Here is a 24,821-nt window from a genome sequence, read left to right on the forward strand (position 1 = left end):
ATGCGTGACTGTTTGAACCACCGTGCAGGCTTTGACCGTGTCTTGATCACGGTCGCGGCGACATTCCTCACGGTGTCGGCCAGCTCGGCCTTGGCGCAGGATCAGGCGCGCAGCAGCGCTGCCGAGCTCGCGATCGAAGCCGCGATCCCGCGTCCCGAGCCCGCAAACGTCCCACCCCCGACCGCCGCCGACATCAAGCTCGATACCACGGCCACGGTTCAGGACTCCGCGAAGGAGCCAGGCAAGGAGCCAATGAAGGCCGAAGCCGCTCCCGCACCCGCCGCGGAGAAGGTCGAGACCAAACCTGCCGACCTCGCCACCACGCCCGCGCCCGAGGCGCCGAAGAGCGAGACCGCAAAAACAGAACCTGCGCAGAGCGAGCCTGCGAAGACCGAACCTGCCAAGGCCGATACCGCGACGGCAACGCCGGCCGCGCCCGCTGCCGCAGCGGCTCCGGCCCCCGAGCCCGTGAAGGCCGCCAGCAACGTGCCCGCCGCCGACCAGCCGGTCGCCGACAGGCTCAAGGACCTCATCGGCGCCAAGGCCTCGCGCCATTTCGATCGCAAGAACGAGCGCGCAGCCGTCGAGAAGTTCTACGGCGCGCGCGACTTCGCGCCGGTATGGACGCAAGGCGGCAGCCTGACCGCTGCGGCCAAGGGGGTGATCGCGCGGCTGAAGGACGCGGCGTCCGACGGCCTCAATCCAGCCGACTATCCGGTGCCGGATTTCGCTGCCGCGACGACGCCCGATGCGCTCGCCGATGCCGAGCTGAAGCTCACCGCCAGCATGTTCGACTATGCGCGCCAGGCGCAGAGCGGCCGCATGCATTGGTCGCAGGTCAGCGCCGACATCCTTTATCCCGAGCATCCGGTCGACCCGGGCGAGGTGCTCACGAAGGTCACGACCGCGGCGGACGCGTCCGCGGCGCTCGACAGCTACAACCCACCGCAGAAGCTCTACAAGGAGCTGAAGGCCAAGCTCGCGGAGCTGCGCGGCCAGGGCAACGGCCCTGTGATCGAGATCGCCGACGGTCCGGCCCTGAAATACACCCCGGCCGGCAAGAAGCAGGCCGAGATCGTCGTGGAAGATCCGCGCGTGCCGCAGCTGCGCGCCAAGCTCGGCATCACCGAGAACGCCAGCGACACCCGCTACGACGCCACCGTCGCCGAAGCCGTGCGCAAATTCCAGAACGGCGCCGAGATGAAGCCGACCGGCATCCTCGATGACAAGACGGTCAAGGCGCTCAACACGCCGAAGCGCGACAAGCAGATCGACGTGGTGCTGGTGAACATGGAGCGCTGGCGCTGGCTGCCGCGCGACCTTGGCGTGCCCGCGCTGGGCGACGCCTATGTCATCCTCAACATCCCCGACTACACGCTGAAGGTGATGCAGCACGGCCAGCAGATCTGGACCACCCGCGTCGTCACCGGCAAGCCGGGCCAGCACGCAACGCCGCTGCTGACCGAGACGATGAAGTACATCACGGTCAACCCGACCTGGAACGTGCCGCCGTCGATCGTCTACAACGAATATCTGCCGGCGCTTCAGCAGGACCCGACCGTGCTCCAGCGCATGGGCCTCAAGCTCGAACAGAACCGCGACGGCTCGGTGCACATCTCGCAGCCGCCCGGTGAAGCCAATGCGCTCGGCCGCATCCGCTTCAACTTCCCAAACAAGTTCCTGGTGTATCAGCACGACACGCCAGACAAGCACCTGTTCGCCAAGGAAGACCGCGCCTTCAGCCATGGCTGCATGCGCGTGCAGTACCCGGATCAGTACGCCTCCGTGCTGCTCAACATCGCCATGCCCAATGAGAAGTACACGCCCGAGCGCGTGCGCAGCATGTACGGAAAGAGCGAGATCGACCTGAAATTCCCCATCCCGATCCCGGTCAACATCACCTATCAGACCGCGTTCGTGGACGAGGCCGGCAAGCTGCAATTCCGCAAGGACGTCTATGGCCGCGACGCGACCATGCTCAACATCCTGAAGAACGGCCGCGGCAAGGATCTTGAGAACGTCGTCGCGCACTCCCAGCCGAGCTATTCGCGCCCGGCGACCACGCTGCCCTCGGGCGTGGCGGTCGCCAACAATGGCGGCGGGTTCGGCTCGTCGGGTCCGAACTTCTTCGAGCGTCTGTTCGGTCCACCGACCCCGCCGCCGGCTCCGGTCGGCCGCCGGCCGCAGCGAGTGTTTACCCGCTGAGCCCGGCCCGGCGCCTCACTTCCAGAAATTCTGCAATGAAATCAGCGGCCCCGTCTCAGAGACGGGGCCGCTTAGCGTTAACCCTTGTGCAACCTGCATGCGGGCACCGGGCGTTTTTTTGCCACAGTCAACCGTTTAGGTTCGTATTCTGACTTGGTTTGGGGGCGGGAAGGTCAACCTCGAATTAACCTTCTCGCTTTAAGAAAGCGTTCATCCTCTTTCGCGCGCTAACGGGGTTGGCGGGAGAGTCCATTTTGAACGCTCGTCGACTGGGTGGGCTCATACGTGCTGACTGGTCTCGCACGCCAATTCGCTGTGCTGTCGTTGTCCCATGCGGGAGTGAAGGCCGGATCCCGGATCGGCCTCGCTTCCGTGCTGCTGCTTGCCGCCGCGGGCTCGGTCCACAACGCCACCGCGCTGAACGAGACCAAGACGCTCTCGTTCCACCACACTCATTCCGGCGAAGACCTCACCATCACCTTCAAGCGCGACGGCCGCTACGACGAAGCGGCGCTGAAGACGCTCAACCATTTCCTGCGCGACTGGCGCACCCAGGACGAGACGGTGATGGACCGTCACCTCTTCGACATCCTCTGGGAAGTGTATCGCGACGTCGACGGCAAGCAGCCGATCCAGATCATCTCCTCCTACCGCTCCCCCGCCACCAACGCCATGCTCCGCCGCCGCTCCTCCGGCGTGGCGCGCTTCAGCCAGCACATGCTGGGGCATGCGATGGACTTCTACATCCCCGGCGTGCCGCTGGAGCAGATCCGCTTCGCCGGCCTGCGCCTGCAGCGCGGCGGCGTCGGCTTCTATCCGACCTCCGGCTCGCCCTTCGTGCATCTGGACACCGGCAGCATCCGGCACTGGCCGCGCATGACGCATGACCAGCTCGCCCGCGTCTTCCCGGACGGAAAGACGGTGCATTTGCCGACCGACGGCGTGCCGCTGAAGGGCTATGAGCTCGCCAAGGCCGAGATCGAGCGCCGCGGCAGCGGCGATGAGTCCGGCAGCAAGCCGAACTTCTTTGCCGCCCTGTTCAAGAGCAAATCGGCGCCTGCCGCCACCAGCACCGAAGAGGACGACGAGGGCGCACCCGCCCCGACCGCTAAGTCCGCGGCACCGACCGTGGTCGCCGCCGCAGCCAAGCCCGCCGATCCGGTGCCGACGCCGCGCGCCAAGCCGCCGCAGGTCGCAGCCACCCTCCAGCTCGCCTCTGCCGATGCGCAGCTGGTCGCGCCGCCCAAGCCGAAGCCCGCGCCGGTGGCTGACAAGCCCGCGGCCGGCAAATCTGCCGACGTCAAGCCCGAGACGCCGGCCGATATCATCAATGCCCGCGGCTTCTGGGATGACATCCCGGCTACGCCGCAGCAGGCAACCCCGGCGCAAGTGGCGGCGTTGAAGGCCCGCCAGGCGCTTGCGGCTGCGACCGATCCGCAGCCAACCGCGAGCGTCTCCAACACAACGCTTCAGGCGCTGGCTTACGCGCCGGCGGCCTCCCCGGTCGATCGCGCCAACGTGGTTGCCGCCTCGGCGCCGATCCCGCGCTCCACCCGTCCCGCCTCGCGCAGCGCCGCGCCCGCCACCGAGATCAACAGTGTGGTCGGCAAGAGCGTCGACGGCCTGGTCGCCACCGCGACCCGGCTCTCCGCGGCAAAGGGCGAGAGCATCTGGCTCAAGATCGTGATGCTGTCGCCGAGCGCCAGCCGCGCGATGTCGGTGACGCTGATGGGCGAGCTCGATATGGCCGCGCTGCGCAGCTATTTCGTCAAGCCGCAGACCGTGATCGCGATGGGCTTTGTCGACGACCCGATGCAGGGCCTGTCCTGCGACAGCTTTACCGGCAGCGCCACCGCCAAGCTCGAGACGACGTCGTTCGTCGTGCGCACGGCGGCGCTGCGCTGAGCGTCACGACGATTTCCAAGAGCTCGGTTTCCTAGCCCGGATGGTGCGAAGCGCAATCCGGGACGATGATGCGGTGCTGCGCGAGACCCCGGATTTCGCTGCGCTCCATCCGGGGCTAGGGCAGTTCGTACTCGAGGCGAAACGCCTCAGAGCATGCCCAACGCCTGCATGTAGGTCTCGAGAATGGTCTCGGCCTCGGCGCGCTCGTTCGGGTCCTGCTTGCGCAGGCGCACGATGGTACGCAGCGCCTTGACGTCGTAGCCGTTGCCCTTGCTCTCGGCATAGACGTCGCGGATATCGTCGGAGATCGCCTTCTTCTCTTCCTCCAGCCGCTCGATGCGCTCGATGATGGATTTGAGCTGGTCCTTGGCAAATTTCGTCGCGGGTTCGTCGTCGCGGACGGCGGCGGAGGTGGCCATCTTGGTACTCCCAATGGAACTGGCAAAACGAGGGACGCCGGCATCCACCGCGCGTGCTGGCAAAACCCTTAGGGTTCGCACTCCCAGCGTTCAAGCAAGCATCGCGCTCGTCCACAGCGCGCCCACAGGAGATGACACGGTCATTCCGGGGCGATGCGAAGCATCGAACCCGGAAGTTCGAGATTCCGGGTTTGGTCCTGCGGACCGCTCCGGAATGACGGACACAGAGTCAGTGGCCGTGGGGATGAACCTTCTTCATCGCGTCGATCTGCTCGGGCGTGGCCGTCCCCTGGTACTTCGACTTCCAGGTCTCATAGGACATGCCGTAGACGGCCTCACGGCTCTCGTCCTTGCTCATCGCGACGCCTTGGGCGTCGGCGGCGTCCTTGAGCCAGTTCGACAGGCAGTTGCGGCAGAAGCCGGCCAGATTCATCAGGTCGATGTTCTGGACGTCGGTCCGTTCACGCAAATGACCGATCAGGCGGCGGAAAGCGGCCGCCTCGAGCTCCGTTCTGGTTTTGTCGTCGATGGCCATGGCTGGATCCCTGAATTGGCTCTGACCCCTGATCGGGTCACCCTTACGGGATCAGGTGGGTCCTGTCACAGATTTTGCCATATCGCGGCTCACACGAGCCCAGCGGCCTGACGGGCGGTTCCCCCGGCCCTACGCCAAATCGTCAATCATCTGGTATACGTTCCGCGACAATGATCGCCGAATCTTCCCGCTCCCCCCTTCGCCTGCTCGCCCGGTTGGTCCCGGTGCTGGCGGTTGGCCTATTGTGTCTTTCGGCAAGCCCGGCCGCCGCTGATTTCCGCCTCTGCAACAACACTTCGAGCCGGGTTGGCATTGCGCTCGGCTACAAGGATGCCGAGGGCTGGACCACTGAGGGTTGGTGGAACATCTCCTCCCGCTCCTGCGAGACCCTGCTGCGGGGCACGCTGGTCGCCCGCTACTATTACATCTACGCCATCGACTATGACCGCGGCGGCGAATGGTCGGGCCAGGCCTTCATGTGCTCGCGGGACAAGGAATTCACCATCCGCGGCACCGAGGATTGCCTCGCACGGGGCTATGACAGGACCGGCTATTTCGAGGTCGATACCGGCGAGCAGCGGGCCTGGACGGTGCAGCTCACCGACGCCAACGAGCAGCCGTCACAGCAGCAGCGCGTGCCCGGCCTGCCAGGCCCGGTCGGCCCGGGCGGGGTGCCCGGTTTACCCAATAGTCCGCCCGGTGGTACGCCCCCCGCCGCGCCTGGCCTCCCGCCAGCTCCCCCGCCCCCATCTGGAAATAAGCCATGAGGCGTCTTCGCCGTATCAAGATTCTCGCAACCCTCGGACCTGCCTCGTCGGACCTCGCGATGATCCGCCGCCTGTTCGAGGCCGGCGCCGACATCTTCCGCATCAACATGAGCCACACCCCGCATGACAAGATGCGCGAGCTCGTGGCGACGATCCGCAAGGTCGAGAGCAGCTACGGCCGGCCGATCGGCATCCTGGTCGACCTGCAGGGACCCAAACTGCGGCTCGGCGCCTTCGCCGAAGGCGCGGTGCAGCTCCAGAACGGCCAGACCTTCACGCTCGATTCCGACAAGACGCCGGGCGATGCGACACGCGTCAACCTTCCCCACCCCGAGATCCTGGCGGCGCTGCGGCCCGGCCATGCGCTGCTGCTCGACGACGGCAAGGTGCGCCTGATCGCGGAGGAGACCTCGAAGGAGCACGCGGTGACGCGTGTCGTGGTCGGCGGCAAGATGTCCGACCGCAAGGGCGTCAGCCTGCCCGACACCGACCTACCGGTCTCGGCGATGACCTCGAAGGACAAGGCCGACCTGGAGGCCGCTTTGGTCACCGGCGTCGACTGGATCGCGCTGTCCTTCGTGCAGCGCGCCGACGACGTGATCGAGGCCAAGAAGATGATTCGCGGCCGCGCCGCGGTGATGGCCAAGATCGAGAAGCCGCAGGCGATCGATCGCCTCGCCGACATCATCGAGGCCTCCGACGCGCTGATGGTGGCGCGCGGCGATCTCGGCGTCGAACTGCCGCTGGAGCGCGTGCCGAGCCTGCAGAAGCAGATGACGCGGATGGCGCGCCGCGCCGGCAAGCCGGTGGTGATCGCGACCCAGATGCTGGAATCGATGATCCAGGCGCCGGTGCCGACCCGCGCCGAAGTCTCCGACGTCGCCACCGCCGTCTATGAGGGCGCCGACGCCATCATGCTGTCGGCGGAATCGGCCGCCGGCAAATTCCCGGTCGAGGCGGTCTCGACCATGAACCGCATCGGCGAGGAGGTCGAGCGCGACCCGACCTATCGCTCCGTGGTCGCCGCCCAGCGCCCCTCCCCCGAAGCCACCGCGGGCGATGCCATTGCGGACGCCGCCCGGCAAATCGCCGAGACGCTCGACCTGCCGGCCCTGATCTGCTGGACCAGCTCGGGCTCGACCGCGGTGCGCGTGGCGCGCGAGCGGCCGAAGCCCCCGATCGTGGCGATCACGCCCAACATCACCGCCGGCCGCCGGCTTGCCGTGGTCTGGGGCGTGCACTGCGTGGTGGCGGAGGACGCGCGCGACCAGGACGACATGGTGAGCCGCGCCGGTCAGATCGCGTTCCGCGACGGGTTCGTCCGCGGCGGCCAGCGCGTCATCATCGTCGCCGGCGTGCCGCTTGGCATTCCTGGCACCACCAACATGGTCCGCATCGCCTCGGTCGGGCCCGAGGGCGAGGCCAATATCTGAGGCGGCCGGCCGGCTGCCGACAAAAACCGTGAAAACAACCCCATGCACAGTAGCCGGCTGGTCGCGCTTCAGCGCTTGGTCTTGGGGATCACCATCCTGCCCCGCGAAGCAATGCTGCCCCATTGGGAGGACCAGCTGACTTCCGAGCTGGAGGATCTCTCGACGCCCTTTTGATCCCAAGCGCCCTGCAGCGCAAACAGGGCGCCTTGGGGATCGACACATCGCACGATCCAGCCGCCATCGGGCAACTCGATCGGCTGCTGAAGGACCCGCCCGCCGCCGGTCATGACCCGCCGGGCCGCGGCGCCGATGTCCTCGACATTGAAGTAATGAAGCCAACAGGCGTGCGATACGCTCGGTAGCTTGGTGAGCATGCCGCCGATCGTCTGCCCGGCCGCCGAAAACAAATCATACACGCTTGCCGGATCCACGTCGGATGCGACTTGTCGCCAGCCGAGCAGCTTGCCGTAGAATGGAAAGACCGTGCGTCGGTCTTCGGCCAGCAACTCATGCCAGCCCACGCGCCCGGGCTGATCCGACCCGCTTGTTTGCGCCCGGCCAAATGCCAGCCGGGTGACCAACGCAAACGTTGCCCCTTGCGGATCGGCGACCACCGAAATGCGGCCGATATTGCTGTCGGTCGGAGATACCAGGATGGCGCCTCCCAGTTGGAGGATCTGCGCGACCGTCGCATCCATGTCATCCACGCCGACATAGCCTAGCCATCTCGGCGTTGCCCCCATCCGCAACCCCTCCTCGGGAAGACCCATGAGCCCGACGATCGGAGCAGCACCCGCGGTCAGCAGCGTGTAGGCAAGTTCCGGACTCGACGCATCCTTCACGGTCCAGCCGACAATTTCCGCGTAGAAAGCAGCTGCCGACGGCACATCCGTCGTCAGAAGCTCATACCAAACGAAGCGTCCAAATTGATCGGCCAAGTTCGCTTCTCCGTTGAGCACGCTCACGATTGCGCACCGCATCACGGCCGTCCATCGATATCGACGAAAAACTGCCGCGATGTCGTTCATGAAGATGAATGCGTGCGAATGGGCTCATACCATTTTGTGTATCCGCGAATCTTGCTCGCCCCTTTTGCTCGGCGTAGGATCATTCCGCGAAGAACGGACTTGAAGCCCTGGAGGATGCGGCCATGCGGCGGACGAGACAGGCTTCGAAAAAGAACAGAAAGACCAAATCCGCAATGCCGGCGCTGGGCCTCGCCGGACTGACGTTTTCGCTGGCGGGAAGCGCGGCAGCGTCCGCTTTGCCGACAGGCGAGGTTCAACAAAGCCCGAACTCCAATTCCGGTCGGTACACGGCGCTCAGCGAGGAAGAACTCGCCGATGTCAGCCTCGCCACTTTTCATCTGGCCTACGACAAAAAAGAATTGAGCCATGTGCTGCTGGCCCGAGGATGCGGCGGTTGTCACGGCTGCGGAGGCTGCAGAGGATGTGGTGGCTGCAGAGGTTGCGCAGGTTGCCGAGCCTGTCGCTGCGGCATCGGTTGTGGTGGTTGTGGCGGCTGCGGCATTGGCTGGATCGGCCTGCCGTGGCCAGTGGTAGCTTGCACAGGATGCTGCGCATCATGGGGGCGCTGCCGCTGGTGCTAGGCTTGAGCATCTGACTCAACATCGGCATGATGCAATTTCGTTGGCCGGGCTCGCACGCGACCCGGCCAATTTGCTTTTGCGGCGACCGCGTTCGCTTCGCCTCCCTGCTCGGCTTGCCCATGGCGAGCGAGTGTGTTCCAACTCATATCAAGCAATCCGGTGGTGCTCGACACAAGTCGGGCCAGCAAGGCGTTCGTCGTACACCGACGATCGAACATGGCGGAAACAGGATCAGCGTACGGCCCCGATGACAGTCAAGCGAAAGAGCCGCACCGCGAAGCCGCCGCGCAAGAACATCTTGCGTTTCGCGCCAAACTTCACCGCCTATCTGCTTCCTCCCAATGTGGTCTGTCTCTATTCAGAGAACCGCAAGTTCTTCCTGCACGGAGATCTCTATTGCGCAATCGCGAGCGCGATCGGAAAGAATGGCCGTGCTGGCCAGGATATCATCCGCCAGCTCTCGAAGAATTTTCCCGTGACCGAGATCGAGGAAGCGATCAGGCGCCTGCTGGAGCGCCGCTACGTCGTCAGCGAAGCATCGCGCGCGAGCCCCATTGATGGATACTGGGCAAGCATCGGCTTGCCCGCCGAAATCGCCGAACAGAACCTGCGCAACTGGCCAGTGCGGGTGGAATCGGTCGACGTCAGCGGTGCCAGCGAACTGAGCGCGGCGTTGACCAAGCTTGGCGTCCAAATCACCAGGCGGTCGCCCAAGCTCATCGTCACGCTTGTGAACGACTACCTCGAACCGAGGCTCGCCGAGTTGAACGAGGAACGCGTGGCTGACGGGACGCCCTGGCTGCTGGTCCAGCCCTCCGGCGTGTTTCCATTGGTGGGACCGGTGTTCAAGCCGGGCGAAAGCGCCTGCTGGACCTGCCTGCACGATCGCATGATCCGCAATCGCGAGATCAAGGGATTTCTCGACCGTGGAGCGGCGCAAGCGATTGCAACATCGCCCCTGGTCAACAACAGTGTCGGGCAGACCGCGGTCCACTTCGCTGCCATTGAAATCGCGAAGGCGATCGCCACCGGATTTCGTACTGATCTCAGCGACCACATTGCAAGCGTCGACCTCACCGGGGCCGCGATCGCCAAGCACTACGTTGCGAAACGTCCGCAATGCCGGACCTGTGGCAGCAAGAAACTGAGGAATCCGCGGCGAGCAGCAGCGCCGATCGAGATTGCCGAAGGCAAACGTCTCGTCATGACCAGCGGCGGATACCGGACCGTGACGTCGCGAGCCACTGTGGCGCGATTCCGCAAACACGTCAGTCCGTTGACCGGCGTGGTGTCCAGGCTCGAGCGGATCGAGGTCGATCTGCCGATGAACACCAATTTCTTCGCCTACCACAATTTCTCTGCGCCGGCGTGGAATGTCGACCAACTCAGGTCCGGCCTGAGCGGCGGCAGTTTTGGCAAGGGCTCCACGGCCGAGCAGGGCGAGGCCAGCGCGCTGATGGAAGCGATCGAGCGCTACTCCGGTATTTTCCAGGGTGACGAGATCAGGGCGACGCGACGCTTCGCCGACTTCGCTCCTGGCGACGCGCTGCTGCCCAACGACGTCCAATTCTTCAGCGACCTGCAGTTCCAGAACAGGCATGTCCCTCTGCCTGACGATTCACATCCGGTCCCCGAGCCGTTCGATCCCTCGACGAGGACCGAATGGTCACCGGTCTGGTCGCTGCGCGACAAGCGTTTCAAATATCTTCCGACTGGCCTCTTGTATTTCTTCTATGGCGGCTTCCACACGGATTCGAACGGATGCGCGGCCGGTAACACGCGCGAGGAAGCCATCGTTCAGGGCTTTCTTGAGCTGGTCGAACGCGATGCCTATGCGATCTGGTGGTACAATCGCGTGCAACGTGCGGCAGTCGATCTCACGCAATTCGAGGATTCCTACGTACGGGATCTGCAGCGCCAGTTTGCCGATGCTGGACGCCGGCTCTGGGTCCTCGACATCACCAGCGATCTCGGCATTCCCTCCTATGTTGCGATCATGCACTGGATGCAAAATGGGCACGAGAACATCGAGTTCGGGTCCGGCGCGCATTTCGATCGCCGCATCGCCCTGCTGCGCTCGCTCACCGAGCTGACCCAATTCATGTCGATTGGCTTGATGGGCGGCGGAAGCGGCGAGAAGCCGTCGCTCGACGGTATCACGCCCCTGCGGCTCGAGGACTATCCGTTTCTGATCCCGAGCGACAACCCGGTCGTCCCGCCGGCGCCCGACATCCAGCTTCACGACAATACGCGCGACCAGGTCAATGCCTGCGTCGAGATCGCGGTCCGCGCCGGATACGACTTCCTCGTGCTCGACCAGACACGGCCGGACGTCGAGGTCCCCGTCGTCAGAGTGCTCGTCCCGGGCTTGCGGCATTTCTATCGTCGCTTCGGACCCGGCCGGCTCTACGATGTGCCGGTGAAGCTTGGGCTACTGGATCGCCCGCGCCTGGAAAGCGAGCTGACCCCGTTCCTGCCACACACTTGAAGGCTGCCTCCGTGCGCACCTCGCGGAAAAAGTTGGCCAGGAAAGACCCACCTGTCATCGCCGCCCGGCTGAACGGCCGCTTCTCCCTGCACATGCAGGCCGACGGAAGCGTTGCCCGCCGTGTCCGGCGATACGTCGCTCAACCTTGGACAATACAGTCGCGCGGCGATCGAACGCGCAGGCTCCCTCGCCACCGGCCTGCCGCTCGCCTCACTTGCCGACAGGAGCATCGTCGCGAGGCAGGTTCATGCTCTGGTGCAGCGGCTGGCGCGGCACAGGCTCCTCGACTATCGCCTGTTCTCGCCGCGTAACATGCAAGACGTGGTGATCATCGAGCCACAGATTGCCGAATACTGGCCGGAGCCGGCAAAGCTGTCGAATGGCGATACCCTCGCCTTGTCGCGCTTTGCCTATCTGCGCCGGCGCGGCAACGAAATGGTGCTGGAATCGCCGCGCGCTGGCGCGCTGTTCCGGATTTGCGATCCTGCCATCGCCGCCACGCTCGCTGCCCTGTCACGTCCTCAGAAGATCGGCAATCTGCGCAGGCAGGCAGCTGCGCTGGATCTCGATCTGCTCGGATTGCTGCTCAACGGCGGGATGTTGATCAAGCTCGATACGAAAGACGCAGACGGCCTCCGGGTGAACGAAGGCGACGGCAATCTCGTTCTCTGGGATTTCCATGATCTTTTGTTTCACACGCGGAGCACGGAGGGCCGGCATACCGAACCCGTTGGCGGTGCATACGCCTATGCCGCCGCCGTTCCGTCCCTGCCCGCGCTGCGCCCGCCTTGGCCCGGCAAGATGATCTCCCTCGACAAATTCGCCTCGGTCGCGCCAGTGTCACCGCTCGCCAAGCTGCTGCGCGCCCGCCGTTCGACACGGGATTTCGACGACCAGAATCCCGTCACGCTTCCCGAGCTCGCGCAGTTTCTCGGCACGACCGCCCGCGTGCTGTCGGAATGGAAGAGCGGGGACGATTCCGGCGGTGGCTCCGAGGTCACCTACACCTCACGGCCGTATCCAGCGGCCGGCAGTGCGTATGAGCTGGAGTTGTATCTGGCGGTCTCCAACTGCGAGGGCCTGGCACGCGGATTTTACCATTACGACGCCGGGGGCCACGCGCTGGTCACGCTCGACGCCTCCCCCGAGCAGCTCCGGGAGCTTCTCGCGGCGGCCGAGTTTTCCATGGACGCATCCGGGCCGCCGCAGGTCCTGATGACGATCGCCGCGCGTTTCGGGCGGATCTCCTGGAAATACAGCTCGATCGCATATTCGCTGGTTCTGAAGGATGTCGGCTGCATGATCCAGACGTTCTACCTTGCGGCGGCTGACATGGGCCTTGGCGGCTGCGCCATCGGCACCAGCAATATTGACCTGTTTGCAAGAATGACGGGGCTCGAATTCCACGTCGAGGGGCCGGTCGGTCAATTCGCGCTGGGACGCGGCGCAAAACTGCCGATCCGAGATTAGAGCACTTCCGATCGATCGGCTCAGCCGGCAGCCCCGACCAGTGCCTTGGTTGTCGGCAGCAGCGTCTGCTGCACCACCAGACCCCGGGCCCGGGCGTCCATGACGCCGACCGCGCGCAGCGCCAGCAGCGTCACGGTCTGCACCGCATCGCGCATCTTCACGGGATCTTCGAGATTGTCGGGCGCGAGCGGCCCGACCAGGGCCTCATGCAGCGCGCCGAGCAGGGCTGTTGCGGCGAGCGCGGTATCCTGCGCCGGCAAATGACCGGCGCGGACGGCGGCATCGATCCTGGCGGCAATCTCGCCCGCGATCTCGCGCCGGCTGGCAAGGCGCGAGGCGCTGACATCGACATCGACCGGCTCGGCGAGGATGCCCCAGGCCAGGCGGCGCTGCGACAGGGTGTGGACTGCCACGGTGGTGACGGCCGCGGCCAACGCCGAGGACGGGCCCGGCGCGGCGTCAGCCGCCCGGCGAATCGCCGCCAGCTCGTCCCGGGAGACCTCGGCGATCAGTTCGGAGATCAGCTCGGCCTTGGAGGGGAAGTAGCGGTAGACGGTCCCGGCCGCGACATTGGCCCGGACCGCGACCGGCGCGATCTGCACTGCCGCCATGCCGCCTTCCGCCGCCGCCTCGCGCGCTGCGGCCAGTATCGCGCTGCGTCGCGCCGCCAGGCGCTTAACCACTTGATGCGTCCGCCGATAAACCATGGCGCGCTTCCTGTCCCACACGCCGGCCGCACGCCCTGCGGCCAAACGCTTCGTCACGCAAAGATGCAAATCGCCCCGCAAAGACTGAACAACTATTCAGGATGAATGACAAGATGCAAATGAGCATACGGGCGCCACGCGATTCCGCGAGCAACGCGTAAACGAAACCTTGCACCGCGTGCCACGGCGAACCGGCCCGGTTTACTACAACTTAAAGGAGAGCATGCTCACGTGCTGTCGCACTGTTCCGCGTGGCCGTTCAACTCCCGAGAGTCCCATGTCGATTTCCGCTACAAGCAGCGTTCCCGTCCGTGGAGTTGCACGCTGGCTCATGCCGTTCTGCATCGGTGCCATTGTCTACGCGTTCTTTCTGGGCATCGGCGACGTCATGCTGCGCGATACCGACACGTGGTGGCAGATCAAGATCGGCCAGTGGATTCTCGAACACCGCGCACTTCCCTACAACGATATCTATTCGTTCACGCGAGCCGGTGAGGCCTGGATCTCGAGTTCGTGGCTCTCGCAAGTCCTGTTCGCGCTTTGTTTACGAGAAATCGAACTGGTCGGGCGCAGTCATCCTGACATCGCTCGCGATCGGTGCGACCGTGGCGATTTTTGTCTACCTGCTCGAGCCCTATCTGGAGCCCGTGCGCGCCTTTCTGCTCGTCATCCCGATCCTCTGGATGTCGGTGGGCCACTTTCTTGCCCGCCCGCACATGCTGGCCCTGCCCGTCATGCTGGCCTTTGTCGGCGGGCTGCTGGCGGCCGCCGATCGGCGCGCCGCGCCTTCTTGGCTGTTGCTGCCTTTGATGATGTTATGGGCCAATTTTCACGGCGGCTTCGTCCTCGGGCTGGTATTGATTGGACCCATTGGCCTCGATGCGATCGCGTCCACCGATCGCAAGGACCGTTTTGCACTGGCAGCGCGCTGGGCCTTGTTCGGGCTTGCTGCGGTTGCCGCGAGCTGCTGCACGCCGTACGGCTGGGAAACACTCCTCGGAGCCACGAAAATCCTCAGCCTCGGCAAGGTGCTTTCGTTGATCTCGGAGTGGACGCCAGCCGACTTCAGCTCGTTCAGCATGTTTGAAGCCGCACTGCTGGGTTTGATCGCCATCGGCTATTACAGCGGGCTGGTGCTGCCATGGACCCGCATTCTCCTGCTGCTCGGCCTGACGTGGGCGGCACTCACCCACGTCAGAAACATCGAGGTCTTTGCACTCTTGACCCCGCTCGTGGTCGCGAAGCCGATCGCAGAACAATTGCGATTGACGAGAGCCGTGGCGCAACAAGCGCGGTCCTCCCTGTCAATGACCGCAATCGCGGCGCTCGCGGTCGTCGCGGCCGGCTGGGGTATCACACGCTCCTATGCCACGCCGTACCGGTATGCCTTCTCCGGCACTAACATTCCTGCGGCCGCAGTCGACCTGCTCGAACGGCGGCACGCGCAACGCATATTCAGCACGGCTCCGATCGGCGGCTATCTGATTACCCGCAACATCAAGACGTTCATCGATGGCCGGGCCGAGCTGTATGGAGAGCAGTTCGTGCTCGACTATTTCGACGCCGTCGAGGGCAAGAACGTGGAGACTCTGCTGCGTCTGTTCGAGACCTACCGGATCGACGCGACGCTGCTGAACACCACCGCCCCCGTCGCCAGAATCATGGACCATCTGCCAGGCTGGAAGCGGCTCTATGGGGACGATATCGCTGTGGTTCACGTCCGCGACGACGCACCGGCGCAGCTTCCTTCTCAGTCACGGTGAGTCAACACGAGGCCGCCAGCTCTCGCGGACCCCGGACACGCATACGAAGAAAAATGCCGCCTCTGGACGAGGTCGTGTTTTGCGGCGAGATAAGCCCCTCATGGTGAAGAGGTCGCCAAGGGCGATGCCCTGCATCGCCGGCGCACCGTGCGGGTCGAGATCGTTCGAGTGCAACAGCTCCAGAAGAAGAGAGCCCCGCCAGGGCGGGGCTCTCAAATTCCCAGGTCGTCCAATCTTACTTCAGGCTGGACGAGATCGAGCCGAACTTGGTGTTCAGCGAGCTGCCGAGATTGTTGACGACGGTGATGATCGCCAGCGCGATGCCAGCAGCGATCAGGCCGTATTCAATCGCGGTGGCGCCGGATTCGTCCTTCACGAAACGCGAAACGAGGTTCTTCATAGACTGCTCCAAAGAGTACACGAGGCTACAACTGATCTGGTCTTCCCGGCTTCCCAGCGCCGCCCGACCATGGAACCGAACGTAGAGGCAAAGACTTGCGTCGCAGTTAACTCGGCTGCGTAAACACGGAGCGGTTTGCGCGTATTCGCGGATGGTAAAGGGGAATTGAAAACGATCGGTTAAATTGTCCGCATTCGCAGCGAAGCCAGCCTCACAGATTTACCCCAAGTTATGACCGGCCGTGGTCCAATGCCGCCTGGCGCGCGATGGATTAATCGCTCATCGCGCTTCAGGTTATTGTTCGAGCATGATCTTCCCGGAAAACCGCTACGCACTTTGCGCTAACGCGGCCCGTCGGGGCCGGATCATGCTCCAGCCGACAAGAACAAGCAGGACGACGAGGCGGCATGTCCCTTTCCTTCGCCAACAGCATCGCGGTGCAGAGCCGCGCGCGCGCCCTGGTGCCGCTGTGCGCCGGCGCCGGAGCCTATCTGTTCTTCCTCTATGTCGGCGACACGCTGCTTCAGGACTCCGACTCGTTCTGGCAGATCAAGATCGGGCAATGGATCCTCGATCACGGCGCGGTGCCGTACACCGACTTCTATTCCTTCACGCGGACCGGTGCGCCGTGGATTTCGACGTCGTGGCTGTCGCAGGTCCTGTTCGCCTTCTCCTATGCGCAATGGGACTGGGCCGGCCCGGTGATGCTGACAGCGATCGGGATGGCGCTGACGGTCGCCGTGTTCGTCCATCTGCTCGACGCGCAGATCGCGGCGCCACGCGCGGTGCTGTTCGCGATGCTGGCGCTGATGCTGTCGATCCATCACGTGCTGGCGCGGCCGCATATCCTGGCGCTGCCGGTCATGGTGGCGTGGGTCGGCCTGTTGATGGCCGCTGCCGACCGCAGGAGCGCGCCGTCGTGGACCTGGCTGCCGCTGATAGCGCTGTGGGCCAATCTGCATGGCGGCTTCGTGCTCGGCCTCGCGCTGATCGGCCCGATCTCGCTCGAGGCGGTCGAGCATGCCGAGAAGGGACAGCGGCTTTCACTGTTCATGCGCTGGGTGCTGTTCGGCATCGCCGCGCTGATCGCGAGCTGTGCCACGCCCTATGGCTGGCGCACACTGATGGGCGCGACCAACATCCTCAGCCTCGGCGAGCTGCTCACCGTGATCTTCGAATGGATGCCGGCGAACTTTGCCACTTTCACCGCGTTCGAAGGCGCCCTGCTCGGCCTCATCGCGCTCGGCTATTACCGCGGCCTCGTGCTCTCGGCGCCGCGCATCTTCCTGATCCTGTTCCTGACCTGGAGCGCGCTGAGCCATGTCAGGAGCATCGAGGCTTTCGCCTTTCTGGTACCGCTGGTGCTGGCAAAACCGCTCGGCGAGATGTTCCCGCGCCCGCCCGCCGATGCTGCCGGCGCCGCCCGCTGGCCGGCCCGCTATGTCACTGTAGCAGGCGCGTTGATGATCGCGGCCGCGAGCTGGACCACGACCGCGCTCTACATAGACCACCATCGCTTCATCTTCACTATGACGCAGACACCGGTTGCGGCAGCGGATCTGATCGAGAAGGTGGGCGCCAAGCGCATCTTCAACGCCTATCAATTCGGCGGCTATCTGATCTCGCGCGACATCCCCGTCTATGTCGACGGCCGCGCCGAGCTCTATGGCGAGAAGTTCATCATGGATTTCTTCAAGGCGACCGAAGGCAAGAAGCCCGAGCTGCTGCCGCGCCTGCTCGATGAATCCAAGATCGACGCGACGATCCTGGTCGCCGATGCGCCGGGTCCGCAGATCCTCGACCAGCTCAGGGGCTGGAAGCGGATCTATGCGGACGATGTCGCGGTGGTGCATGTAAGGGAGAAGGCGGACGAGGCAGCGGCGGCGAAGTGAGATCGTAGGGCGGGCAAAGCGCAAGCGTGCCCACCACTTCCAGCGGGATTGCCGAGAGAGATGGTGGGCACGGCGCCTACGCACCTTTGCCCGCCATAGCAAGCTGGAATACGTCGTCATGGCCGGGCTTGTCCCCGGTCATTCGCGCCTTAAGATGCAGCACAGAGAACGTGGATGCCCGGGACAACCCCGGGCACGACGAGCTAGGTTTGTCCTTATCATTCCAGCACGAGACTGTTCCATCTCTGAAGGGAGACATCACGTCCTCGAAGACTGAGGACCGCTAAGGGCACAAAGGCTGACATTCACGATTGAAACCGCCGGTGCTCCTCCACGCAAGCCAATGCTACGATCGGCCAGTAGTGCGATAGACTCGCGCGTCGCCCTCGACGCCGCGCAGGGGGGCGTCGAACTCCTCGACATCGTGGCCTGCCAGCAGTTGGCGAACGCCGGGCGCCGTGTAGAGCGCTTCCGTCAGACAGATTTCGCCGGCGCCGGCGAATGACTGCACCCGCGCTGCAATGTTGACGGTCTGGCCGAAATAGTCGAGATTCTCGTTGAGAGTGACGGCGATGGACGGGCCGCAGTGGGCGCCCATCTTGAGAATGATGGCGGGCTGGCCGTGCTCGCGGTTGAACTGGCCGATTTCCTGCAGGATGTCGAGCGACGCTGCCACGGCGTCGATCGGCCGGGAGAACGCCGCCATTACGGCGTCGCCGATTGTCTTCACGATGGCACCGGCATGCCGATGGGCGACCGTGTCGAGAAGCGCGAAATGTTGCCGGACCAGGGCATAGGCATTGAGGTCTCCGAGTCGCTCGTACAGCGCGGTTGAACCCTTCAAGTCGGTGAAGAGAAACGTCACCTGCCTGATCCCGAGACCTTCCTCCTCATCCACTCGCTCGGAGCGGAAGAGTTTGCGGAAGGTCTGACGCGTCAGCAGCATGCCGCCGGAGACGTAGGGGTCGAATTCGAGCGTCGGCTTCTCCGGCATGGCCACGATCTCGGGTGGCCAGTTGATCAGGAGCAGCGAACCGCGCTTGGGGCCGGTGTTGCTGATCTCGAAGACCACAGGCCCCGATGGCACGATCGAAACCGCGGGCGCGAAACGCTGCCCATCATAGGCGATCCGGACAATCGTCGGAGCGTTGGGCATCGCTACGGCAGCGGGGTCCACGACTGAAATCGTGAAGCCGGCCTGCGTCTGGACGTTGACGCCTGATAGCGCGCCGGGCCCAATTTCGGCCTGCACAGTGGTCACCACGCCGGATGGCAGATAGGTCATTCCGCGGACGAGGCCGCGCAGGACATCGACAAACCGGGTTTGTCCGCCGGGCAGCCGACCGCCGCTGGCGAATTTCAGCTTCCAGTGCAGGTCCTCGATCGAGAGATTGTCCACGTCGTGCAAGGCAAGGCGTCGGACTTGCGGCGAGACGGAGAAGGAAACCTCGATGAAGTCGTCCAGGTCTGTCTGACCGTCGATATCGCACAGCCCACAGACGAAATGGCTCCGGAGCGCGCGCAGCCTGCCGAAGCTTTCCAGCACCAGGCCCGAATGAGGGCAGAGAATGTCCCAATGCATGTCGACCAGCCCGGCGCGCGCAGCGTGGAGGAAGAGATCGATCGATTCCGGCTCGGTCACACCGCGATCACGTGCGAAGGCCAGGGGGTTGGCACGGTAGAGGCTGACCTCGTCGCCGCTGCGGATAAGCGTTTCAAACTTGGAGATGACGCGCGGGCTCCACGTACGGGCCTGCTCGATCTGGGTCATCTTGTTTTCGAGAAGGCGTTCGTCGATGGATGTCATCGCCAAGCTCCTGACGGCAACAACCTACCAGCTTCCGCCGGGTGTCGCGAGCTATCCGCCGCCCTTGCCGGGCTACTTATAGCACAATGGGAGCTTCTCCTGCTGCACTGCATGATTCAATCCGGCCCATATCGCCCATGGGTCAAAATGCGAAGAACTCAGGTTGAGCAAATATGGTCCGCTCTGGAGCGGTGAGCCGACCTCCGGCAAACGCGGGGCAACTTCGCAGAAGGGTCCCGAACCGACGTGAGCCCGCTGTTTGCACACCCTCTATTTCGGAAGCGCCGAGTCGCACCAGACGCTGCGTCTGCCATTACTTCTTGCGCGGATCGTCCGCTGGGTTGATGTAATCGATGCCTCCAGGACCGACGAATTGAACTTGGAGAATCCCCTCCTCATTTCCGGTCCAAGCGTAGTGAGCGTGTTTTGCCGGATAGACCCACAACGAGCCCGGCTTTAACGGCTCGCCTTTCCTCTCAAATTTTTCACCGTGGCTAGTCCCGACGTTGCCGCTGATGATAGTCACAACTTCGGAATAGGGGTGAGTGTGCGGCGGCATTTGAAAGTTTGGGGGAAACTTGATCCGTATGACGACCACATCCCCTGCTTTCGTCGGGTCGCCCACGAGAGTTGCAGTCTGGACGCCCTTCGGGAAGATCGGGTTCTCGGCCCACGTAATTGCCTCTGGCGTGACCCGCATCGGCGTGTCTTGTGCCGTCGCCGGCAGTGAGAATGCGACCAAGCCTGCCATCACCAAGAGTTCCCTCATGTGAGTTCCTCCCATTGTGAAGTAGATCAAGGCACCATTAGAACTCCTGCGCGCTACCGGAGTCTAGTTTGAACACCTACGAGCTCCAGACTGCCGCGATCAGCTTCTGCTCGACGCCCGACAGCCGACGCCCCAACGGGCATTCGGCTGGGCCGCGGCGGTGGGGCCTAATTCACAATGTAGTACAAGCAGACGAGGTAGTCCGCAGGACGCGTCTGGTAACGGAGAGTTCCATGTTACACTCTCCTTACGTTTGTTCGATCGAATAGCAAGGCAAATACCTCGCCGGCGGCATTATCACCGGACTCAACGAGATAGATGTCGCTAGTGTCTCCGTCTGATGGACGTGCTGATGGCGTGCGAAACTCATGCACTGCTTAACGAGCTGCGGCAGTCGGTTGATGGCAACGCGATGGATGCTATTGAGCGGCTCATCCGTGAGGCTCCTGACCACAAGCTATGCCACATCAACGTGCTGGATTTTGCGTCGAAGGCCGGCCTCGATGAGGAGCGTGCCATTGCAGCATTTCTGCATGCCACGCAGATGGGCATATTCGAGCTATCTTGGAACGTGCTCTGCCCCGCCTGCGGAGGGGTTCTCAACACCCACGCCACGCTGAGGACCGTGCGCCGTGAAGAATACGCATGTGAACTGTGTGCGGCGGGATTCAAGCTCACACTCGATGAATTGGTCGAGGTGGCGTTCACGGTGTCCGCGCGCGTGCGCAGGATTGCGGGGCACAGTCCGGAAACACTTCCCATTTGGGAGTATTACCGACAGGTTCTTTGGAGTTCGGGAGTCGATCTCCCCGAAGCTTTTGAGCAGGTAATGGAGAACGCTATACTTGATTCAGTCGAGCTGCCGGCTGGCGAAAGGGCTCAGCTATCCTTGCCGATCCCAGCGGCATATGTGGTTGTCTTTGAGCCGGTGATACATGCAGCCCAATTCCTTGACGTGAGCGGCGAGCCCACGAGCGAGCGCCAGAACGTTTCGGTCGTTTACAACAATGTGAGAGCCCCAACCGAGGTTATACAACTTCGTCCAGGGCCATTGCATCTTTTGCTGGAGAATCGCACCAATTTCCGGATATTGCCCACAGTGTGGGTTATGGGTACCGCGGTCCACAATCTCCTTGCCCACCGGAAACCCTTTTTAACTGGAAAGCGTCTGCTGTGTAACCAGACCTTCCGAGACCTTTACGGTACCGAAACGCTTGACGCCGACCAGCAACTACAAATTACCAACCTCACGTTTTTGTTCACCGATCTCAAGGGATCCACGGCGCTCTACAAACGCCTTGGCGATTTGGCTGCATTTCATCTAGTCCGCGAGCACTTCCACGTCCTAACAGAAATCGTCGCCGCCCACGGCGGCGCAATCGTACGGACCATCGGTGACGCAGTGATGGCGACTTTTCCGACCGCCGATCGGGCGGTCGCTGCGGCGCTCCGCATGCGCGAGGCTATGCTGAGCCTTAATGTAGAGCATAAGAGGGAGGATCTCGTTCTCAAAATAGGGATTCATGAAGGGCCATGCCTCGCAGTCATCCAGAACGGTCGCCAGGATTACTTTGGTCAAACGGTCAATATCGCCGCTCGCGTGCAGGAGCTGGCAGTCTCTCGCTCGATTGTAGTCACTGGACGCGTGGTCGAGAATCTGCAGACGTCCATGCTGCTGGAAGCCAACAATCTCAAACCAGTCGCTAAGGGAGCGGCGTTGCGCGGCATCGCTGAGGAGATGACGGTCTTTGAGATTCCGTAACGGGAATGAAACAACTAGTCGTCTCGGCCACTGCGAACCAAGCCGCGCCGTTGGACTGAGCGCTTCGGTCAATCGCGTCGGCTTGTCGACGCCGCATCGCCCTTGCCCCTCATCGCCGACATCGACACGCCATGCCGAGTTTGTCGCGATGGCGAAGTGCGTATCTCGCTCAACCGACTCGGAGATACAAGAACTAAGCGCGCAAGTATTCTGCCATCCCTTATAACGGCCAGTTCGCTCGTGCCCAGTCCACTATGTTCACCAGGTTGTCGCCACCGGATACAGAATTGTCGACGTCGCCATTGAAACTCACTTCGCCTGATACCACTCCACACGCGCGCACCTGCGTCCCATTTTCGAACCATGCAAAAAACGGCCCGCCGGAATTGCCATGGTTCAGACTGGCCTCCGTTTCGAGGGTCTGCCCATCATCATCTTCGTAGTCGTCTTCCATTGGCTGGAAGTTTTGTACAGCGGGGCGTTCCCCACCGCCGACGTCAAAAGGATAGCCAATGTTGGACCAGACGTTGAGATTTCGCCAATCGTCATCGAAGGAGGTCGTGCCGATATAGCCGAGCTGATGCCCGAGAGGTTCGAACAACCTCAGAACCGCGTAATCGTGCGATAGATTGAATTCGGTGTCGTCAGTTCCGTAGTGGCGCGCGTCACTAACGAACGAAGAACCGAACGGCTCTGTCCCATCGAAGTAGTGCGGCGTAAATTTCATCCACCAGCTCCCGGTCGAAATGCTATTCCAGGGCAGGAGATGACGGGCGGTAAGGACAAGCCGATCGCCGATCAGCACGCCGGAACCCGTGTCATTGTCACTCGTGATGATTTTTCCGGTCAGGAGCCACGGCCAACTCGTGTCAAATAGAATGTGGCGCCCGTCCCCGGGGAACACGGTGAGCGGTGTGACCTTGCGGCCTTTTTTATCGCGAATTTTGGGCTTCGGCGGGCGCACGCCAGTCTTGGGGGAAAAATTCACATCCATCCACTCAGGCCGGTACGATGAATGGCCTGTAATCTTCCCCGCTGTCCTGGTTCGCTCATGTCTCTGGACCGTATTGCCCAAAGGAAATGCAGGAGCGGCCCCACCGGCAATCTCGATTCCGACCTTCCACAAAATCTGTCCATCGGCTCGTTCGCCGATACGCTGGCGGCTCACTTTCGAAGTGAATTCGGTGCCTGCCGGAGCATAAACATACGCCCCCTCGAAAACGCGCTTTGACTGCAAATAGGGGTTTTCTTTGGTCGCCTTGATGGGACGCAACGATTCAAGTTCTTCCCTTGTCATAGGACGATACTGGTTCGACATGTCGCTCTCCTCATGATGTCTCCCAGGGACATGACCAGAGGACCAAAGTACATTTCTTCGGCATTCAGAGACGTGAAGTAGCTCACATCTAAATGTCTCAAAATACTTCGACTGACCACGCGATTGTCTTTCGGACAACTCGTCCGCTTTGGGTTACGATCAGGCATCCCGGACTGACCCGAGCTTGGTCGCCTCATGGCCCAAAAGCGGACGCTCGGATTTTTGAGTACACGCCCTACCCTCAATTCCCCGTCTGCAACTCGCCAAAACGTTCCCAGCTCTTGCCGTTGAAACGCATGAACTGCATCTGGTCGACCGGGACATGATCGGTCGGGCTGGTGTTGACCTTGATGCCCGGCAGCAGCATCGGCAATTCGAGATCGCGAATCGCATAGGCCTGCTTCAGGATGTTCTCGGTCGACAGATCGTCGCCGCAGGCTTTCAGCACCGCCTCCAGCGCCATCGCGCTGTTGTAGGAATTGACGTAGTTGGTATCGTGCTGGTCGGCGTCCGGCACATACTTGGTCATGAACTCCCGCCAGCCTTTTACGCCGGGATCGTCCTTCCAGGCGGGATCGTCGGGGTCCTTCACGTAGGCGGTGGAGAGGATGCCGGTGCCGGCTTCGAGCCCTGCGGGCTCCATCACCGTCGAAATCCATACTGCGACGTTGGAGAGGAACGTCATCGGACGCCAGCCGATCTCAAAGGACTTTCGGATCGCTTGCGCGGCGAATTTCGGCGTTGCCGCGATCACGAACACGTCGGCGCCTGACGCTTTCAATTTCACGATCTGGGAATCGATGGTCGGATCCTGAATCTCGTAGGTCGCATTGGTGACGACAACATCGTATTTCTCGCCGAGCACGTCCTTCAGGCCGGCGAGATAATCGCGGCCGAAATCGTCGTTCTGCGAGATCACCGCGAATTTCGCATTCGGGTTCTTCGCCAGCGCATAGCGCGCATAGAGCCGCGCCTCGTAACGGAACGGCGCCTGCACGCCCATCGTGGCCTGCGGATATTGCGTGATGTCGGCGAATTTGGAGGCGCCGGAGCCGATGAACAGCTGCGGCACGTTCTTGGACTGAAGATATTTCGCGATCGCTGTGTTGTGGGCGGTGCCAATCGAGGAGAAGATCAGCGCGACCTCGTCGCTCTCGACCAGCCTGCGGGTCTGCTCGACCGATTTCGGCGGCGCATAGCTGTCGTCCAGCGAGATCAGGTTGACCTTGCGGCCGTTGATGCCGCCCTTCTCGTTCAGCATCTTGAAATAGCCCACCTCGCCCCTGCCGAGCGCGCCAAAGGCCGACACCGGCCCGCTATAGGGCATGGTCTGGCCGATTCTGATTTCGGATGCGGTGACGCCGCGCATCTCGGCAGCGATGGACGGGGCAGACAATGTTACAAATGCAACGGCGCACAGCACGCCCAATGCTCTCGCAAAGCGCATCCGCCTCCCCTCCCGTTCTGTTCGTGCGATCGCGCCGCACCCTTATTTGAAGGCAGCATGCCATGACATCGCGGCGAACTCCAATCATTATGGCGCCAGATTGTCGGGTGGGTAAAGCGCGCAGA

The 24,821-nt window shown here is 62.8% G+C and carries 19 protein-coding genes; 9 read left to right on the top strand and 10 right to left on the bottom strand.

The features are described from left to right. Entirely contained in the window at positions 1 to 2,205 is a 2,205-nt protein-coding gene (locus tag ACVWY3_RS25810; protein WP_456840973.1) for a L,D-transpeptidase family protein, read from the top strand. Between the two features lie 273 nt (positions 2,206 to 2,478). Continuing rightward, entirely contained in the window at positions 2,479 to 4,110 is a 1,632-nt protein-coding gene (locus tag ACVWY3_RS25815) for a DUF882 domain-containing protein (protein WP_456840974.1), read from the top strand. 146 nt (positions 4,111 to 4,256) lie between these two features. Here the strand turns inward: ACVWY3_RS25815 and ACVWY3_RS25820 are convergent, their stop codons facing one another. Both ACVWY3_RS25820 and ACVWY3_RS25825 read right to left on the bottom strand, forming a co-directional pair. Next, positions 4,257 to 4,529, bottom strand: coding sequence for a DUF2312 domain-containing protein (locus ACVWY3_RS25820; RefSeq protein ID WP_018641571.1), 273 nt, complete (start codon positions 4,527 to 4,529; stop codon positions 4,257 to 4,259). A gap of 229 nt (positions 4,530 to 4,758) precedes the next feature. Further along, the gene (locus ACVWY3_RS25825; RefSeq protein ID WP_456840975.1) at positions 4,759 to 5,064 is read right to left on the bottom strand and encodes a DUF1244 domain-containing protein; all 306 of its coding nucleotides are present in this window, start codon (positions 5,062 to 5,064) and stop codon (positions 4,759 to 4,761) included. A 170-nt stretch (positions 5,065 to 5,234) separates the two neighbouring features. On the opposite strand from ACVWY3_RS25825, the gene ACVWY3_RS25830 reads away from it, so the two are divergent. Beyond that, positions 5,235 to 5,831, top strand: coding sequence for a DUF1036 domain-containing protein (locus ACVWY3_RS25830; protein WP_456840976.1), 597 nt, complete (start codon positions 5,235 to 5,237; stop codon positions 5,829 to 5,831). After that, positions 5,828 to 7,264, top strand: a complete 1,437-nt coding sequence (gene pyk, locus ACVWY3_RS25835) for a pyruvate kinase (RefSeq protein WP_456840977.1) — start codon at positions 5,828 to 5,830, stop codon at positions 7,262 to 7,264. The genes ACVWY3_RS25830 and pyk overlap by 4 nt, the downstream gene beginning before the upstream one ends. A gap of 68 nt (positions 7,265 to 7,332) precedes the next feature. Here pyk and ACVWY3_RS25840 read toward each other — a convergent pair whose 3' ends face one another. Both ACVWY3_RS25840 and ACVWY3_RS25845 read right to left on the bottom strand, forming a co-directional pair. Next, positions 7,333 to 8,292 (bottom strand): VOC family protein, encoded by a 960-nt coding sequence (locus ACVWY3_RS25840; RefSeq protein WP_456840978.1) that lies wholly within the window; start codon positions 8,290 to 8,292, stop codon positions 7,333 to 7,335. Further along, positions 8,289 to 8,660, bottom strand: coding sequence for a hypothetical protein (locus ACVWY3_RS25845; protein ID WP_456840979.1), 372 nt, complete (start codon positions 8,658 to 8,660; stop codon positions 8,289 to 8,291). Before ACVWY3_RS25845 ends, ACVWY3_RS25840 begins: the two co-directional genes overlap by 4 nt. A gap of 460 nt (positions 8,661 to 9,120) precedes the next feature. On the opposite strand from ACVWY3_RS25845, the gene ACVWY3_RS25850 reads away from it, so the two are divergent. Next, positions 9,121 to 11,361 (top strand): TOMM precursor leader peptide-binding protein, encoded by a 2,241-nt coding sequence (locus tag ACVWY3_RS25850; protein WP_456840980.1) that lies wholly within the window; start codon positions 9,121 to 9,123, stop codon positions 11,359 to 11,361. 120 nt (positions 11,362 to 11,481) lie between these two features. Then, positions 11,482 to 12,831 carry a SagB/ThcOx family dehydrogenase gene (locus ACVWY3_RS25855; RefSeq protein ID WP_456840981.1) on the top strand — a complete coding sequence of 450 codons (1,350 nt, stop codon included), beginning with the start codon at positions 11,482 to 11,484 and terminating at the stop codon, positions 12,829 to 12,831. 20 nt (positions 12,832 to 12,851) lie between these two features. Here ACVWY3_RS25855 and ACVWY3_RS25860 read toward each other — a convergent pair whose 3' ends face one another. Further along, entirely contained in the window at positions 12,852 to 13,538 is a 687-nt protein-coding gene (locus ACVWY3_RS25860) for a helix-turn-helix domain-containing protein (RefSeq protein ID WP_456840982.1), read from the bottom strand. Positions 13,539 to 14,143: 605 nt separating this feature from the next. Here ACVWY3_RS25860 and ACVWY3_RS25865 point away from each other — a divergent pair. Beyond that, a complete protein-coding gene (locus tag ACVWY3_RS25865; protein WP_456840983.1) occupies positions 14,144 to 15,301 on the top strand; it encodes a hypothetical protein in 1,158 nt (385 codons plus the stop codon). A 235-nt stretch (positions 15,302 to 15,536) separates the two neighbouring features. Here ACVWY3_RS25865 and ACVWY3_RS25870 read toward each other — a convergent pair whose 3' ends face one another. Beyond that, positions 15,537 to 15,701, bottom strand: coding sequence for a Flp family type IVb pilin (locus ACVWY3_RS25870; RefSeq protein ID WP_014492421.1), 165 nt, complete (start codon positions 15,699 to 15,701; stop codon positions 15,537 to 15,539). Positions 15,702 to 16,108: 407 nt separating this feature from the next. On the opposite strand from ACVWY3_RS25870, the gene ACVWY3_RS25875 reads away from it, so the two are divergent. After that, entirely contained in the window at positions 16,109 to 17,593 is a 1,485-nt protein-coding gene (locus tag ACVWY3_RS25875; protein ID WP_456840984.1) for a hypothetical protein, read from the top strand. A 346-nt stretch (positions 17,594 to 17,939) separates the two neighbouring features. On the opposite strand, the gene ACVWY3_RS25880 is transcribed toward ACVWY3_RS25875, so the two are convergent. Together ACVWY3_RS25880 and ACVWY3_RS25885 are read right to left on the bottom strand one after the other, a co-directional pair. Beyond that, complete coding sequence (locus tag ACVWY3_RS25880; protein WP_456840985.1) at positions 17,940 to 19,400, bottom strand: DUF5939 domain-containing protein; 1,461 nt, start codon at positions 19,398 to 19,400, stop codon at positions 17,940 to 17,942. A 313-nt stretch (positions 19,401 to 19,713) separates the two neighbouring features. Further along, a complete protein-coding gene (locus ACVWY3_RS25885; RefSeq protein ID WP_456840986.1) occupies positions 19,714 to 20,169 on the bottom strand; it encodes a cupin domain-containing protein in 456 nt (151 codons plus the stop codon). A 340-nt stretch (positions 20,170 to 20,509) separates the two neighbouring features. Between ACVWY3_RS25885 and ACVWY3_RS25890 the strand changes: the two genes are divergently transcribed. After that, entirely contained in the window at positions 20,510 to 21,931 is a 1,422-nt protein-coding gene (locus ACVWY3_RS25890; protein WP_456840987.1) for a DUF5939 domain-containing protein, read from the top strand. A 220-nt stretch (positions 21,932 to 22,151) separates the two neighbouring features. On the opposite strand, the gene ACVWY3_RS25895 is transcribed toward ACVWY3_RS25890, so the two are convergent. Next, a complete protein-coding gene (locus ACVWY3_RS25895; protein WP_456840988.1) occupies positions 22,152 to 23,249 on the bottom strand; it encodes a trypsin-like serine peptidase in 1,098 nt (365 codons plus the stop codon). 241 nt (positions 23,250 to 23,490) lie between these two features. After that, on the bottom strand, positions 23,491 to 24,696 hold the full coding sequence (locus ACVWY3_RS25900; protein ID WP_456840989.1) for an ABC transporter substrate-binding protein: 1,206 nt from the start codon (positions 24,694 to 24,696) through the stop codon (positions 23,491 to 23,493). Positions 24,697 to 24,821: the final 125 nt, after the last annotated feature.

The organism is Bradyrhizobium sp. USDA 4486, from assembly GCF_054057995.1.